Below are 15,451 nucleotides of genomic sequence, written 5' to 3' on the forward strand. Positions count from 1 at the left end.
CAAAGGAGAATTTTTAAACAAACCTACTTATGGTTATTTATTAATAATTAAGCTATATGATCATATTTCGCTAAAAAAGGAATTCGTTTTGCTACCAATGCGTACATTTTGAATACAAATTTCGCTATCGGCTCAAACGTACGTGTACTTTGCATTACTAAGCCACTTGTGATAAATGTTAAGAAAGCAGCACCAAGTATATCTAGAGGATAATGAACACCTACGTACATACGCGATATACCAACTAATACTGCCCAAATAAGAGCAATATATTTTAGTTTTTCTCCTCTAAGCAAAAATACAAATGCAATTGAGAATACAAGTACTGAATGATCACTAACAAATGATGAGTCTGCTGCATGTGGCACTAATTGATGCACATCATGTGATACAAACGGACGTGGATGGTAATATACCGCATGTATCACAACATTTACTAGTAATGCGATAATGACTGAAAGCGTCGTATATAACACTGTATATTGTTTTTTTATTGCATTCTCTTTCTTTCCGTTATGAAACCATAAGATAAACATGAATAGAATAGCCACATATGCAGCGCTATTTGTAATAGCAATCATTGCCTTATCTAAGAGCGCAGATGTACCTGCTAAATTGTTTATCCATTGAAATACTGTGTAATTCACATTACTCTCTCCTTACAATTTCTTGTTTTACTTGAAATTAAGTTACAAGTTTACTTGATTTACACAGTATACAACATTTACACACATTTGGATTTTCACTTTATTCATTTTACTATTTTTCATTTGACAATTATGTACCTATTTACATGTATTAAAAATATATAGGGTGGAAAAAACCTTTTAAATCGAATGATTCACAAACTATAATTTTATATATTACAAAACATAACCATATAAAAACATAGGTTATTAAATCATATTTTTATTCCATACGTAGAGCGATATTACCGAACTGTTCGCTCTGTTCCATACGGCTTAACGCTTGAATGGCTTCTTTTAACGAATAAACTTTATCAATAATTGGTTTAATTTTATATTTCTCTATAAACTTAATCATTTCATTAAATTCCTCACGGCTCCCCATAGATGTCCCCATAATATCGATTTGATTATAAAATAATGCTCGTAAAGGTAATTCAATTTTATCTCCTGAGCTAGCACCAAAATTAACAATTCTCCCATTTGGTTTTAATACATCAAAATATTGTAAGAATGTTGCTGGACCTATACTATCAATTATTAAATCTACTTTCTCTCCGCGTAAACTCTCTTCCCAATTTCCAGAACTATTAAAAGAAAAGTCTGCGCCATATGTTTCGGCAAACTTTCTTTTACTCTCTACCCTTGAAGTAACACTTACTTTTGCACCAATTGCTTTTGCAAATAACATGGCAAATGTCGCTACACCGCCGCCTATCCCCGGAATTAAAACATGTTCTCCACACTTTAATCTACCCTTTGTAAAAAGTGCTCTATATGCAGTTAGTGCCGATAAAGATAAAACCCCAGACTCTTCCCAAGTAAGATATGACGGTTTTGCCACTACATTTTCAGCTGGCACAATAACATATTCAGCAAACGTTCCATTTTTCGGTCCACCTAAAACCTCTGGTAAATCTGGTACTTCGGCAATATTTTCCCATCCAATGCTAGGATTTATAATAACCTCGCTATTTAATAAATTATTTGAAACACCTTCTCCGATTTCTGTAACAATTCCTGAACCATCTGACCCTATTACTAACGGCAGCTCCATTTCTTTTCTATTGTTTATAATAAATAAATCCCTATGATTTAATCCTGCAGCTTTTAACTTTACTTTTACTTCACCGGCATTAGGATTTGTTTCAGATGAAAATTTATATTCTAATCCTTCTACCCCTTTTTTATATTGATGTACAATAGCTTTCATTGTTTAATTCCCCCTTAATATTTTCAATGTACTAGAAATATCGAAATAAATAAAATAATCCGTCTCCAATAATTAGAAATAAAGCATATCGTTATAACAAAAGAAAAAATCCCTCCCTATAAATAACGTAGGAAGGGGTTTTTAAAATTTTTCAGATAAGAATCTGTAATTTTAATTTTTTTGAGTTTTGGCCAATTCTAAAATTCTTTGAATAAACGGTGCCTTTTCCTTTGTATACGAAACACGATCAAAAGGATATGTAGCTGCAAGTTTCTCTTTTAATTCTCTATATTCTTTACGTGCCCATTCATGTTTTATTAGAAAGTCTCGAAATAAAAGATTGTTTTTCCATTCGTCACTATTATAAATATAAACATGCAAATGATGGGTACCAGCTCTCCATTTTCCCTTTCTAAAAAAACGTCGATTAGGTGTTTCTTTTGGAACATACTCATATCCAATCTTTAATAAATCTTCAATCCACTTTTCAGTAATTTGTAAATCCGTTACGCCAATCATCATATCAATTAGAGGTTTCGCTCCTAATCCTTGTACAGATGTGCTCCCTATGTGCTGAATAGCAATACATTCTGCTCCAAATAATGAAATAAATTTCTCTTTTTCTATTACATACTCTTCATACCAATCTCTTTGATATGGTTTAATAACGATTTGTTGTTCCATATTGTTCACCCTCTTATAAGTGTTTATTATTATATTTATAAAATTTCATGTGATTAACATAGGATTTTTACAAAATATGTCGAATACTGAAATATACAACTTAATTATAATAAATGTGAGGTATATTATGAAAGATATTCCAGTTGAAATTCAATTAAATCAAGTAACATTCCAATTAAAGAAACATACTAATTTTGATTGGCTTATGAAATTAGGAACCGTATTTGCGGTTTTTGACCAGCAAGATTCAGGAAATCTATCTTTTGGTGTAGAAAAAGATGGGCATAAGAAATTTATTAAATATGCAGGGGCACATACAATTGCATATAACGGAAAGACCGGCGATGCAATTGATAGATTAAAAAATTCAGTTTCCTTATATGAAGAATTAAAGCATGAATCACTTATACAATTAATTGAACATTTTCCCGTTCAATCTGGATATGTCTTAATTTTTGATTGGTTTGATGGCGAATGTCTTCATTCACATTGGAGTTTCCCGCCTCCTGAGAAATATAAAAATCCAAACTCTCCTTATTATAAATATAAGCATTTATCTGTTTTGAAGCGAATTCAATCCTTAAATTCTATGTTTTCTTTCCATACATATGTCGAAAAGGAAAACTATGTAGCAATAGATTTTTATGACGGTAGTATTTTATATAACTTCCATACAAATGAGACGAAGATTTGTGATATTGATTTATATTCTAAAAAACCATACGTGAATAAAATGGGAAGATTATGGGGTTCCTCGCGTTTTATGTCTCCTGAAGAATTTGAGCTAAACGCTATGATTGATGCAAGAACAAATGTATTTAATATGGGGGCGATGGCTTTCGAAATTTTAGGAGGTGGAAAAGATCGTTCCTTTACAAAATGGGAAGCAAGTAGGGATTTATATGAAATAGCGTATCGTGCTGTAAATGAAAGCCGAGCTGAACGCTATGAATCAGTTAAAGTATTTTATGAAGAGTGGATAAACGTAGCAAATACTGAAAAGATATAACCCATATTATTAAAAACATAAAGTTTCTACTATAATCATGTATAATACATATAAAATGGAAATTCAAAATAACGAGGAAAATATTATGAACTTTGTTTATATTAATCAAAACGTATTAAATAATCTTCTTTACATTTTAAGTAGCATATTTATTTTTTATTTTATATATGATAGCGGACGCTATTTAAAGAAATATAAAAAACTACTTATTATCCTTTGTACGATTATCCCTCTTATTTTATGTATGCGCTATCCAATCTATATGGATGAAAATTGTATTCATGATTTAAGACAAATACCAGTTATAATAGGCACACTTTATGGTGGCTTCCCTGTTGGTATCATTTTGTTTGCTATTTTATTAATTACAAGATTTTTATTTTATGGATTTAGTATGTTAACAATACTAGTTTATGGCACAATGTTTATCGTTACAGCATTCGCATCCGCAAAATTTAATAAGTATAATAGAAAAATTAAAGTAGCTTATGGAATGTTTTTAACATTTTTTCTAGCAATATTTACAACTGTAATTGTATTAACTTTATCAGATTTTGAAGTGAATAATTTGTACATTATTTATTTCATAATATTACCAACTATTTTGATGTTGTTTGTCATTTATTTTAATGAAGTTTTAAAAGATGCAGTATGTATGCGATCGAAGATGATTAAAATGGAAAAAATGGAGATTGTTAGCCAGCTTGCTGCTAGTATATCGCACGAAGTAAGAAATCCCTTAACTGTCGTAAAAGGATTTACTCAACTTTTAAAAACACCTAATTTAACTCCAGAATCAAGAGATGAGTATATTGAACATATACTTGAAGAGTTACATCGTGCACAAGGAATTATTGATGATTATTTAACGTTTGCCAAACCTGCTTCAGAAAAATTAGATCATATTTCAGTAGAACAAGAGTTGAACCGAGTTATTAATATGATCTTACCATTATGCAATATGAATACAATACATATTACAAAAGATTTTTCCACGGCAACAATTGTAGGCAATAAACAGCACTTTCAACAATGTTTTTTAAACTTAATAAAAAATGGTATTGAAGCAATGCCTAATGGTGGTACTTTACATATCTCCTCATCTATTAGTAATAATAAAGTTATTATTCGAATTGAGGATAGCGGAATTGGTATGTCACAAGATCAAATAAATCGATTTGGTGAACCATATTTTAGTACAAAAACGAAAGGTACAGGTTTAGGTACAATGGTTGCTGTTAAGATCATTGAAACGATGCAAGGTAGTTTAAAAATCCGAAGCGTTGTTAATAAAGGTACAACTTTGACAATTACATTGCCGAGATGTAATAACAACTCATCTGAAAACAAATAAAAAAGGAGCATAATTGCTCCTTTTTTATTTGTTTCGATACATAAGTATCTTCTATGTTTTTTAAGTTTACATTTGTGGAGACTAATTAGAAATTAGTACCCTCCGCCCCAGCAGCTGCATCCAACGATAATTAATAAAATAAATAACACAACTAATAAAGCGAAACCTCCACCAAAACCACAAGAACCACCGTAACTCATATTTTCTCCTCCTTTTGGTTTGAAAACTAATAGGTAGTTGATCATTTTAACTGGTTCGTATTATACATTATGTAAATATCCCTTTTTTGAGCATGTCTACATAAAAATAAGTAAAAGCACTCATTTGAGAGTGCTTTAAAATGGATACCAAAAATTTTGAAATACATGTAACTTTAAATACACTGCAACAATTAAAATAAAAACACCTACAAATAAAGCAATGAAATCCCCGCTTTTCGCTTTATTTGTATAAAACCAAGTTCGTGTATTCTTCTTTCCAAATCCTCTTAAATCCATTGCATTTGAAACTGTATCGATTCTATCTAGTGAATGGATAATTAAAGGCCAGAAAATTAAGACACGGTTTTTCATACGAATCCATAAACTTGCTTCTCCTTTTTCAAAAGCTACTCCTCTCGCCTCTTGCGCATGTTTAATAACTTTATATTCGGACTGAATATCAGGTATATAACGTAATGCAATATTTATTGCATATGTAATCTTATAATGAATTCGAAATTTACTTAAGCTACTCACAAATTTGCTTGGATCAGTCGTATATATAAAAATAAGTGTAAATGGTAATAACGTAAAATATTTTAATGAAAGTGTAGCTGCATAAAATAATGTTTCACATGTAATTGTTGCATATCCGATATGTAAAAACGAAGTATATGATTCGGTTAATTCAGATCCATGAGTTGGTGTAATAAATAAAATCATTACAGAATTTAATAAACTAAATGTAAATATAACAGTAAAAACAATACAAATTTTACGAAATGGAATTTTTGCAACTAGAAGTCCGATACAGCCAATCATAAAAACAATAAGCAATATGCGAAAATCAAGAAACAAAAAAGTAAGCGTCATACAAAAAATAAATAACAACAATTTCACTGCTCCATCCATACGATGAAAGTATGTACTATACATGTTCCTCCCTCCTAGTAACCTCAAAATAAAGTTCTATAAACCTTTCAGGGTATGCAATCCCACTAAATTTAACTAACTTGAATAATGAACTTTCCCTAAGTTTCGCTCTTTGTAACGTTTCTGAATGTCCTAATACGATAGACGAGGTATTATTCGCAATAATTTCCCCTTCATGTAAAACGATTGCTCTGTCTGCATATTCTAATGCGAGATTCATATCGTGTGTGATAAAAATAAAAGATATTCCCTTTGCAGCTAGTTTTTTAATAAACGACATAAACTGTTTATAATGATAATAATCTTGTCCCGCTGTCGGTTCATCTAAAATGATAAGTTTCGGATTTGTTGTTAGTACAGATGCAATCGTTACTCTCTTTTTTTGTCCATAACTTAATGCCTGAATTGGCCAATTACGAAATGGATACAAACCACAAATTTTTAATGTTTCTTCCGCCCTAAGCTTAATTTCTTCATTTGAAACCTTTTTTAATTTTAATGAAAATGTAACCTCTTCTATAACAGTAGGTTGCGTAATCATATGATTTGGATTTTGCATCACGTAAGATATAATATCTCCACGTTTACGAATAGACCAAGAATTGATATTTACTCCATTAAATAAAATTCTATCATTTTTTGTTTTGTTTATGCCTATAAGACTATGAGCTAATGTTGATTTTCCAGCTCCATTATGACCCAAAAGTGCTACAATTTCCCCTTCTTTTATTGAAAAATTTATATTCTCTAATACTTTTTGTTTATTAGGATAGGAGAACGACAAATTTTCTACTTTCAATAATTCTTTGTTTGTAGGAGTGCTTTTACAAAAGACTTGCTTCTCCACCCACTCATTTATTGCGCTACTAACACTTTCTCTTTGAAGATTTTCAAGTGGATATATTACAGCATTATTACTATCAAAAGGTAATCTCTTTAATCCTTCTATGTACATAGGTTCTCTTAAGCCGATAGATGGTAATATATTTGACGTTAAAATCTCTTCCGGAGTACCTATCGCAACAATTTCCCCTTCATCCATTAAAATGATTTTATCTAAATCCAGATTTAACATTTCTTCTATTCGATGTTCAATAATTACAATTGTTTTATTATATTGTTTATGTATATCTTTAATAATTTCTATTGTATGTAAGCTACTGACAGGATCTAAATTCGCTAAAGGTTCATCAAATAATAATATATTGGCATTCGTTGTTAACAACCCTGCTAGAGAAACGGTTTGTTTTTGACCTCCTGATAATTCATGTGGACTTTGTTTATGAAAAGAATGCATCTTTACCTTTTTTAATGAGTCTGAAACAATTTTTTTCATTTCATTTTGATTTACACATTCATTTTCTAAATAAAAAGCTACATCTTCTTCTACTGTAAGACCAATAAATTGAGCATCTTGATCTTGCAAAATTGTTCCTACCTGTTTACTCTGTTCAAAAACACTGCCTTTCCTCGGGTCTTTGCCGGCAATTAAAATATTACCAGTACTAATCCCCCCATAAGAAAAGGGGATTAGCCCATTGATACAATGAGCTAACGTTGACTTCCCTGAACCACTTCGTCCAGCAATTAGTACTTTTTCTCCAGGGTATATATGAAATGTAATGTCTTTTACAGTAGGTTGCGCAGCATGTTCATATTGAAAGCTGAATTGTTCAAAAGAAATAATTGGTTGCATGTTAACATCCCTACTTTTCAATTTTCAAATGTGTATGTTTCTTATTAGATTTAGCTAGACCTATTGTAATTGGCAATCCAAGAACTAGAAATACAATAACATCAGCAATTGTTGCTCCTAATACTTGTATAACAATTTTGTCAAATGGTTCTCCCATCACAATAACATCGAATGCCCCAGCAAATATAATAGCAATGACAATACCAATTAACCCAGTAATGGCTAAATAAGAAATATCCCGCTTATTATACATACCGTTTTTCACACTAAAGCTAACTCTTTTTTGAATGAGTCCCATTGCAAAGCCGATAATGCCTGAACTTATAACCCAACCCCACCAAATACCCCATCCAGCGATTGTATCTGTTACTGTATGACCGATAAGTCCTATTAAAAGTCCTGCTACTGGACCAAATAACGCTCCAAAAACGGTTAAAATAGCTAATGCAGGTTTAATAAATGTATTTGGTGCAATAGAAAATCCCCAAAGTCCTAATATCCCGTATAATGCTGCTCCAATTCCGATTGCTACTACTAACTTTGTTGATAATTTGTTCATTACAATTCCCCTCCCATATTAGTCAACTTTTATTACTCTATATTTATTTTGAAAATGAATTATGCATCAACACTCCCTTTCTATACAACAAAAAATGACCCCTTACATAAGAGGTCATTTTCTTCACGTTCAAGAATCCTCTTATCTTCCAAAAAACACATCGTGTCCTCTGCGGAATTAGCACCTTCCTATAAATTTATATAGGGGTTGCTGAGGTTTCATAGGGCCGTTCCCTCCACCTCTCTGGATAAGTATTAATTTGTAATTCGTATTATGGCACTAATAAGTATGAATTTCAACACTTTTCTAATTATTTTTATTTTTTGTTTAACGGTACATTTAAATCATTGTATTCTTATCGGAATTGTGAAATAATGAATTCAAAATAGTTACGGGAGGAATGTACGATGAAAGTAATCGGTTTAATTGGTGGACTAAGTTGGGAATCTACATCGTTATACTATAAACATATTAATACACTTACACTCTCTCAATATGATCAAAATGCAAAGCTTGTTTTATATAGCATGGACTTTGGTGAAGTAACTACTTTATTACAAAATCATCAATATGAAGAAGTGATAAACGAATTAGTCACGGTTGCAAAAAAGGTTGAAAAATCCGGAGCTGATTGTTTATTAATGTGTTCCAATACGGTCCATTTATTTGCTGAAGAAGTAGAAAATGCAATATCTATTCCACTACTTCACATTGGTGATGTAAGTGCTAAAGAAATGGTAGAACAGAATATAAAGCGTATCGGACTATTGGGTACGAAACAAACGATGGAACAAGACTTCTATAAATCACGTCTAGCAAATTTTAATATTGAGACGATCATCCCAAATGAAGAGGAAAGAAATTTTATTCATCATGTTATTTTAAATGAATTAAGTAAAGGAATTATTTCAGAAACATCAAAAGAAAAACTTTTACAAATTACAAACTCATTAATTCAAAACGGCGCAGAAGGTATATTGCTAGGCTGCACTGAAATACCATTGCTCGTTTCCCAAAACGACCTTACTGTACCTGTTTTTGATACCGCTTTTTTACATGCAAATACTGCTGTGCAGTTTGCAGGATAATAATATAAAAGCATAACGGTTAATCCTCTATGCTTTTATATTGTCCACACTATTTATTTAAAAGAGATTTTATAACTGCAATTGCTTCTTTAGTACCAACACATTCTAAAAAACTATCATTCAGTTTTCGTATACCATGTTTATACTTTTCATTTGAAAGAACGTCTGTTACCGCTTCATTTAAAGTTTGCACATTAACATGCTCTTTCAATAATCGATGTGCTGCTTCAAGTTCAGTTAATCTTTGTGCTATCATTGGCTGGTCTTTATCGTGTGGAATTATAACAAATGGGACATTAAAATAAATGGCATCGTGAACGCTATTCATACCACCATGTGTAATGAAAACATCTGCTTCACTTAATATTTCTGATTGGGGTACGTATGAAGCAATTATAAAATGGTCTGGCGCTTTTTTAATTTTAGAACGATCATTTCGATCACCAATTGCCATTACGACTATCCCTTCAAAATCTGAGAAAGTATCAATACAAGTATTAAAGAATGGTTCGAGTCCTTCAAGTAGTGTCCCCATTGAAATATAAATAACTTTCTTATCTTTAAGCAATTCAAATGGAAACTCTACATTTGTTTTACGATTTGAAATACTAGGCCCAATAAAAATGTTATTTTCTCCGAATGAATCGCTATTAGGTTGAAAATAACGACTTGTGTACACGAGTGAAATATCTCCCTTATTATGCATAAATTGAAGATTATTTTTGGGCTTTACTCCAAATTCATGTTCCATTTGATATAGTAACTTTTCAGAAAGTTCATCGGGTCGGAATTGTATTTCTGCATTTGGATGAAAAGGTAAAGTCTCCAAAAACTCTGGGGGAATTAAAAATATAGGAGAAGAAAGTACGCCTGGAATTTGTAAATACTCCTTTACTAACTCTCCAGCACCAAATATATCGTAAATTACGAAATCAAAATTGATGCTCTCACATAATTGTTTCGTAATTTCTAATATATATAAAGAAGTTTGAACATGTACATGAAAGAAAGAATTCAGCCCATATGAGGTTTCAGTATCAATGGAAATCTCCTTTAATAAATCTGGATGAGTATATACAGTGGCTCCCAAATCTTCAATTCTGCTTTTAAAGTGTTCTGTTGTAATATAATGTACGTGATCACCCCGTTCAGTAAAAGCTTTGACTAAACGTAATGTAGGATTTACATGTCCCTCTGCTGGAAAATTAACCACTAAAATATTTAGCACTTATTTCTCACTCCTTACATTTCAATACTCTTATTAATCATACTGTAATTATTACCGTCAATCTTCCCCTAATAGTCCTAATATACTTACTACTTTATATTGATAAATAATTGTCAGTTAATAAATTAAAAAAGGCATCTACATAAGTAGATACCTAACCGTGATAAGGAGTGTTCTGTGAGGTTAGAATAAGCTTTTCAGCTTGTCCTATGCTATCAATATATGATTTATTTTATAAAGTGTGCATAGTTGATAGAATGATTTCATCCTTCTCTATCATCCATTTTGAATCTATTTCTAAATAAGACGACTCTAGTTTCTATAACATTTCATATGTTTTAATCTTCTTGAGAGCTATCTATTTTTGTAGTTTCTCCAGTCAATCGCTTATTTTTTAATTCAAAATAAGCATCTAAAACTTCTTTTCCAATATCAGAGTTAATACCAGATTTATCATTAATAACCCACGGCACAACTACAGAGAATGCTACTTCAGGATTATCATACGGCGCATATCCTGCTAACGTTAAGTTATAACATTCTCTTCGCTCACCTTTTTCATTTCTTCCTATATCACTTTCTCCACCGTATACAGTCTGTGCTGTCCCTGTTTTACCTGCTGGCTTATAAGATGCTTTTTGGAACGCCCTTACTCCTGTTCCATCACCTTCTTGGAATACCCTTCTAAATCCTTCTTTTACTTGATTTATATATTCCTCTTTCATATCTATCTTATTTAAAACGATTGGTTCTACTGAATGCACCACTTTACCAATCTCATCTTTTTGCGACGTTTGCTCTCTTACCTCTTGAACAATTTGTGGCTTCATTCGATATCCACCGTTTGCGATTGTTGAAATATACTGTACAAGCTGAAGTGGCGTATAGGTGTCATACTGGCCAATTGAGTAGTCTAGTAAGAAACCAGGTTGATTATCTTTTTTACCAATTTGTCCAGCTGTTTCATTCGGTAAATCGATGCCCGTTGGAACACCTAATCCAAATTGCCTGAAATAATACCTCATTTTATCAAAGTACTCCTGTTTAATATTTAATGAACTATTTTTCACATAATCTACACCTGCAATTTTTAATGCTGTATTAAACATATAAACGTTTGAAGAGACTTGTAACGCTCTTAAATCATCAATATTTCCAAACTCTTTCCAAGACTTTTTTTCCTTTGTTCCTTTAAACTTCATAGGTGCATCATAAAAATAAGTACCTGGTGTTATAGCTTTCGTTTCAAATCCAGTTAAAACTGTCGCACCTTTAACTGTTGATCCAAGCTCATAAGAACTAGTCATTGTGCCTAATGCATAGTCTTCAACTTCTGTTTTTCCGTCTTTTTCTACAAGTCTTTTCCCAGCCATGGATAATACTTGTCCGTTTTTCGGATTCATCATCACAACGAAAGCACGGTCCAACATTGATTCTGACCCTTTATATGCCTTTAATATTTTTTCAATACTTTCTTCTACTTTCTTCTGTAATTCCATATCTATTGTTAAAGTTAAATTCTTACCGCTCTTTCCCTCAGAAACGGTTTCCGTTCTAATTGTATTACCTTGTTTATCTGCAACGCTTCTTACTTCTTTTTTTGTACCATGAAGTACATCTTCATATTGCTGCTCGATATAACTTTTTCCAACTCTATCATTTCGGCTATAATCACGTACCAAGTAGTAATCTAATCGTTCACTTGGTAATCCTTCATCGGAATTAGAAACATTTCCAAGAACAGATCGGAATAATCCATCATTTACATACACTCTCTCCCAATCAACCGATACGTCTACACCTGGGAGATTCGCTAAACCTTCACTAATTATAGTAAATTCCTTTTCACTAACATCTTTTTTTATAATTTGAGGAGCCATTTGATAACCAGAAGTCATCTTACTTTTAATAGCTAACACCTTTATATCTTTATCTGTTAATTCCTGAAGATTTTTATCTGTAACCCGTTTTCTTTTTAACTCTTCTATTTTTTTATCTAGCTTCTTTCCACTAATTTCCTTCTCTCTAAATATATCTATTTCTTTTTTCGATACTAGATTTTCAGCCAGTTTCGGATTTAATTGCATCCAAAAATCTTTCTTATCTGTCTCAGTTAACTTAGCTATATCTTCTTGCGGCATTTCAATTATGTCTACAAGTTGTCTTGCGGTTTTTAATATATCTTCTGATTTTACACCTTTCATCTTTGTATATGTAATTGTACGTAAAGATCTATTATCAACTACTGGATTGCCTTCTCTATCAAATATTTTTCCACGCGGGACAGAAAGACTTACGGTCGCATTTTCTTTCTTCTCTACTTCATTTTTATACGTTTCTCCATCGATAATTTGTACTTTACCTAATTGTATGATCATGGCAGAAAATAATAAAAATACACAAAAGAATAAAATATTTAACCGCGTCGGTATTGCTCTACCTGTTGTTTTCTCTCGTTTTTTCACTTCGTCTAAATCTCCTCCTTACAATATTTCAAATAATATTTGTTTTCTATATTAAAAGTAACGTACAACTTCCATACATTACCTTGCACAAATATTAATATAATATTTAAAACTTAATAGAAATTAAAACAAATCTAAAGAAAAGGTAAAGTTTACTAAATTAAATATAAAAATCCCCAATAACCGAAAGCTTAACTTTTGGTTATTGGGGATTTAGTAATTTAAGAGTTAATAATTGGACGTATTGATTCGAATCTATCATCATAATTTGATAGAGATTTTTCACTCTGAGCTTTCGGCAAGTAAATCGTTACTGTTGTCCCGACTCCAACTTCACTCATAATACTTATATTTCCTTGATGACTTTCAATGATTTTATAACTTAACATTAATCCGATACCGGTACCTTTTTCTTTCGTACTATAAAAAGGCTCACCTAATCTCTTAATTCTATCCTCAGGTATCCCTATTCCTTCATCAATTACATGAATAATGACACCTTCATCGTTTCTCTCTTTAATATGAATTGTAATTTTCCCGCCATCTGGCATAGCTTCGATTGAATTTTGCAAAATATTAATAAACACTTGTTTCAATTGATTTTCTGAGCATTCAATGCTTATGTCTTTTGTGTCTGCATATAGTTCCACTTGAATATTCGTCATAATTGCTTTTGTATTCATTAACGATACGACGTTATTATAAATTTGATAAATATTTTTTTGTTCTGTATTTATCTCATCTGTTTTAGCAATTGATAAAAACTCTTGAAGAATCGCTTCTATTCTTTCAATTTCAGAAAGCATTAAATCAAAATATTTTTCTTGATCTTCTTTATTAATTTGAAATAACTGTATAAACCCTTTAATGACAGTTAATGGGTTCCTCACTTCATGAGCCACACCAGCTGCTAATTGACCAATTGCTGCAAGTGTATCTGATTTATTTAGCAATTCTTCTGTCTTTTTCCGTTCTGTAATATCGCGTACAATGATCATAATTTTATCATGTAATAATGGTAAGCATCTAGCTTCAAAAAAATCGATACTCCCATTAATTGTAAGTGGATATTCAACAATTACATTCGTTCCTTTTTCCTTCACTTGATGAATTGCTTCCTGAAACTGCTGTGCTACTGGAGATGGTAATACTTCGAAAAACTTTTTTCCCATAAAAGCTTCTGCCGGTACGTAAAATTTCGAAGGCGATCCTGCTTTATAATCTATAATTGTGCCATCATCTTCTGTTAAGAAACATAAATCTGGTAAAGCCTTAAAAATTAATTCCAATTCAGACGTTTGTTGTTTTAACTGCTCTTCTATCGCTTTTAAATGTGTAATATCTACTCCGACCGCCCAGTAGCTATATCCTGTTACAGGAAACTGTTCTGATATATTGGACCACATGATTGTTTTGATTTCACCATTTTTACATGTTAAGTGCATTTCCCAATCCCTGAAATTTTTTCCACAAGTTAAAAATTTCGTTTGTATTTGGTGACGATAATTATGATCTGGGTACAATAATTGAAGGGCATTTGGATTTCCTATTATTTCTTCAGCGGTATAACCTGTTACAATTTCACACTCCCGATTCCACAAAATAAAATCTCCATTATAATCAAGCGCATCAACCATAACAGGCATGTTTTGTAAAATCGTATGCAGTTCCTCCTCTTTCCGAGAAAGTAACGTTGTATTTTTACTTTGAAATACTTTTGTCGCCCCATCTATAATTAGATTTGAAAGCATTTCAAAGTATTTTTGACAATTGAAAATGTCGCTTTTGTTTGTCCATACTACAAAAGATCCTAAATGTTGATTGTATAAAAAAATGGGGATTTCAATTTTGGGAAGTTTACATATTTTCGTCTCATTTATTCCAAAAGAAAATATACATTCTTTTTCAGCATCAAGAAGTTGATGTGATATGTTGGTTAATTTATAAAACTGTTCTGCCATGGTTTCTATTGTACTCACATCAATAAGTTCCATTAGCCGCGCATTCATTCCTTTTTCACCTCAATATGTAAAATTAATACAAATTCAAAATTTATACTTCTCCATTATACGAAGAATGTGCCTTTAGGTATATAGCTGCAGAATAATTATTCGAACAAATTTTATTTTTCAATTAAAAAAGAGAAGAATTTACGTATAAAATGAAACTTTAATCATTATGTATTTTTTAATTTGACAAGCAACCGATAACGCGCCCTCATGCATAGATTTAACTATGACAATAGCATTATTCATATCGCTTGTAGTAGTATAAAAATACAAAAAATATAAAGTTCATAAAATTTTCACAATTAACATGAAAAATATAAACATTTA

The 15,451-nt window shown here is 31.4% G+C and carries 13 protein-coding genes and 1 riboswitch; of the genes, 3 read left to right on the forward strand and 10 right to left on the reverse strand.

Annotated elements, in window-relative coordinates; all coding sequences use genetic code 11:
- Positions 1-47 precede the first annotated feature (47 nt).
- The 3 genes from FS802_RS00370 to FS802_RS00380 form a co-directional block, all read right to left on the reverse strand.
- A complete protein-coding gene (locus tag FS802_RS00370; protein WP_098654009.1) occupies positions 48-647 on the reverse strand; it encodes an undecaprenyl-diphosphatase in 600 nt (199 codons plus the stop codon).
- A 262-nt stretch (positions 648-909) separates the two neighbouring features.
- Positions 910-1,899, reverse strand: coding sequence for a zinc-binding dehydrogenase (locus FS802_RS00375; RefSeq protein WP_000644541.1), 990 nt, complete (start codon positions 1,897-1,899; stop codon positions 910-912).
- Between the two features lie 171 nt (positions 1,900-2,070).
- Complete coding sequence (locus FS802_RS00380; RefSeq protein ID WP_098654010.1) at positions 2,071-2,583, reverse strand: GrpB family protein; 513 nt, start codon at positions 2,581-2,583, stop codon at positions 2,071-2,073.
- 127 nt (positions 2,584-2,710) lie between these two features.
- Between FS802_RS00380 and FS802_RS00385 the strand changes: the two genes are divergently transcribed.
- Both FS802_RS00385 and FS802_RS00390 read left to right on the forward strand, forming a co-directional pair.
- Positions 2,711-3,592 carry a protein kinase gene (locus tag FS802_RS00385; RefSeq protein WP_098654011.1) on the forward strand — a complete coding sequence of 294 codons (882 nt, stop codon included), beginning with the start codon at positions 2,711-2,713 and terminating at the stop codon, positions 3,590-3,592.
- Positions 3,593-3,677: 85 nt separating this feature from the next.
- Positions 3,678-4,946, forward strand: coding sequence for a sensor histidine kinase (locus tag FS802_RS00390; protein ID WP_001012273.1), 1,269 nt, complete (start codon positions 3,678-3,680; stop codon positions 4,944-4,946).
- A gap of 92 nt (positions 4,947-5,038) precedes the next feature.
- Here the strand turns inward: FS802_RS00390 and FS802_RS00395 are convergent, their stop codons facing one another.
- The 4 genes from FS802_RS00395 to FS802_RS00410 all read right to left on the reverse strand — a co-directional run bounded on the left by FS802_RS00395 (position 5,039) and on the right by FS802_RS00410 (position 8,334).
- The gene (locus FS802_RS00395; RefSeq protein ID WP_000120182.1) at positions 5,039-5,146 is read right to left on the reverse strand and encodes a YjcZ family sporulation protein; all 108 of its coding nucleotides are present in this window, start codon (positions 5,144-5,146) and stop codon (positions 5,039-5,041) included.
- 135 nt (positions 5,147-5,281) lie between these two features.
- Entirely contained in the window at positions 5,282-6,082 is an 801-nt protein-coding gene (locus FS802_RS00400; RefSeq protein ID WP_000287575.1) for an energy-coupling factor transporter transmembrane component T family protein, read from the reverse strand.
- On the reverse strand, positions 6,075-7,775 hold the full coding sequence (locus FS802_RS00405; RefSeq protein ID WP_098654013.1) for an ABC transporter ATP-binding protein: 1,701 nt from the start codon (positions 7,773-7,775) through the stop codon (positions 6,075-6,077). The genes FS802_RS00400 and FS802_RS00405 overlap by 8 nt, the downstream gene beginning before the upstream one ends.
- 10 nt (positions 7,776-7,785) lie before the next feature.
- Positions 7,786-8,334, reverse strand: a complete 549-nt coding sequence (locus FS802_RS00410) for an ECF-type riboflavin transporter substrate-binding protein (RefSeq protein WP_001038205.1) — start codon at positions 8,332-8,334, stop codon at positions 7,786-7,788.
- 138 nt (positions 8,335-8,472) lie between these two features.
- Positions 8,473-8,588: riboswitch (SAM riboswitch) on the reverse strand.
- Between the two features lie 153 nt (positions 8,589-8,741).
- Between FS802_RS00410 and FS802_RS00415 the strand changes: the two genes are divergently transcribed.
- Positions 8,742-9,422, forward strand: coding sequence for an aspartate/glutamate racemase family protein (locus tag FS802_RS00415; protein WP_098654014.1), 681 nt, complete (start codon positions 8,742-8,744; stop codon positions 9,420-9,422).
- Positions 9,423-9,471: 49 nt separating this feature from the next.
- Here FS802_RS00415 and FS802_RS00420 read toward each other — a convergent pair whose 3' ends face one another.
- The 3 genes from FS802_RS00420 to FS802_RS00430 all read right to left on the reverse strand — a co-directional run bounded on the left by FS802_RS00420 (position 9,472) and on the right by FS802_RS00430 (position 15,124).
- Positions 9,472-10,650: a macrolide family glycosyltransferase gene (locus FS802_RS00420; protein WP_098654015.1), complete on the reverse strand. Its 1,179-nt coding sequence runs from the start codon at positions 10,648-10,650 to the stop codon at positions 9,472-9,474.
- Positions 10,651-10,988: 338 nt separating this feature from the next.
- Positions 10,989-13,115 (reverse strand): peptidoglycan D,D-transpeptidase FtsI family protein, encoded by a 2,127-nt coding sequence (locus FS802_RS00425; protein ID WP_000745498.1) that lies wholly within the window; start codon positions 13,113-13,115, stop codon positions 10,989-10,991.
- Between the two features lie 221 nt (positions 13,116-13,336).
- Positions 13,337-15,124 (reverse strand): PAS domain-containing sensor histidine kinase, encoded by a 1,788-nt coding sequence (locus tag FS802_RS00430; protein WP_098654017.1) that lies wholly within the window; start codon positions 15,122-15,124, stop codon positions 13,337-13,339.
- Positions 15,125-15,451 lie beyond the last annotated feature (327 nt).

The sequence above is a fragment of the Bacillus sp. DE0042 genome, assembly GCF_007680225.1.
GTDB classification, from domain to species: Bacteria; Bacillota; Bacilli; order Bacillales; family Bacillaceae_G; genus Bacillus_A; species Bacillus_A wiedmannii.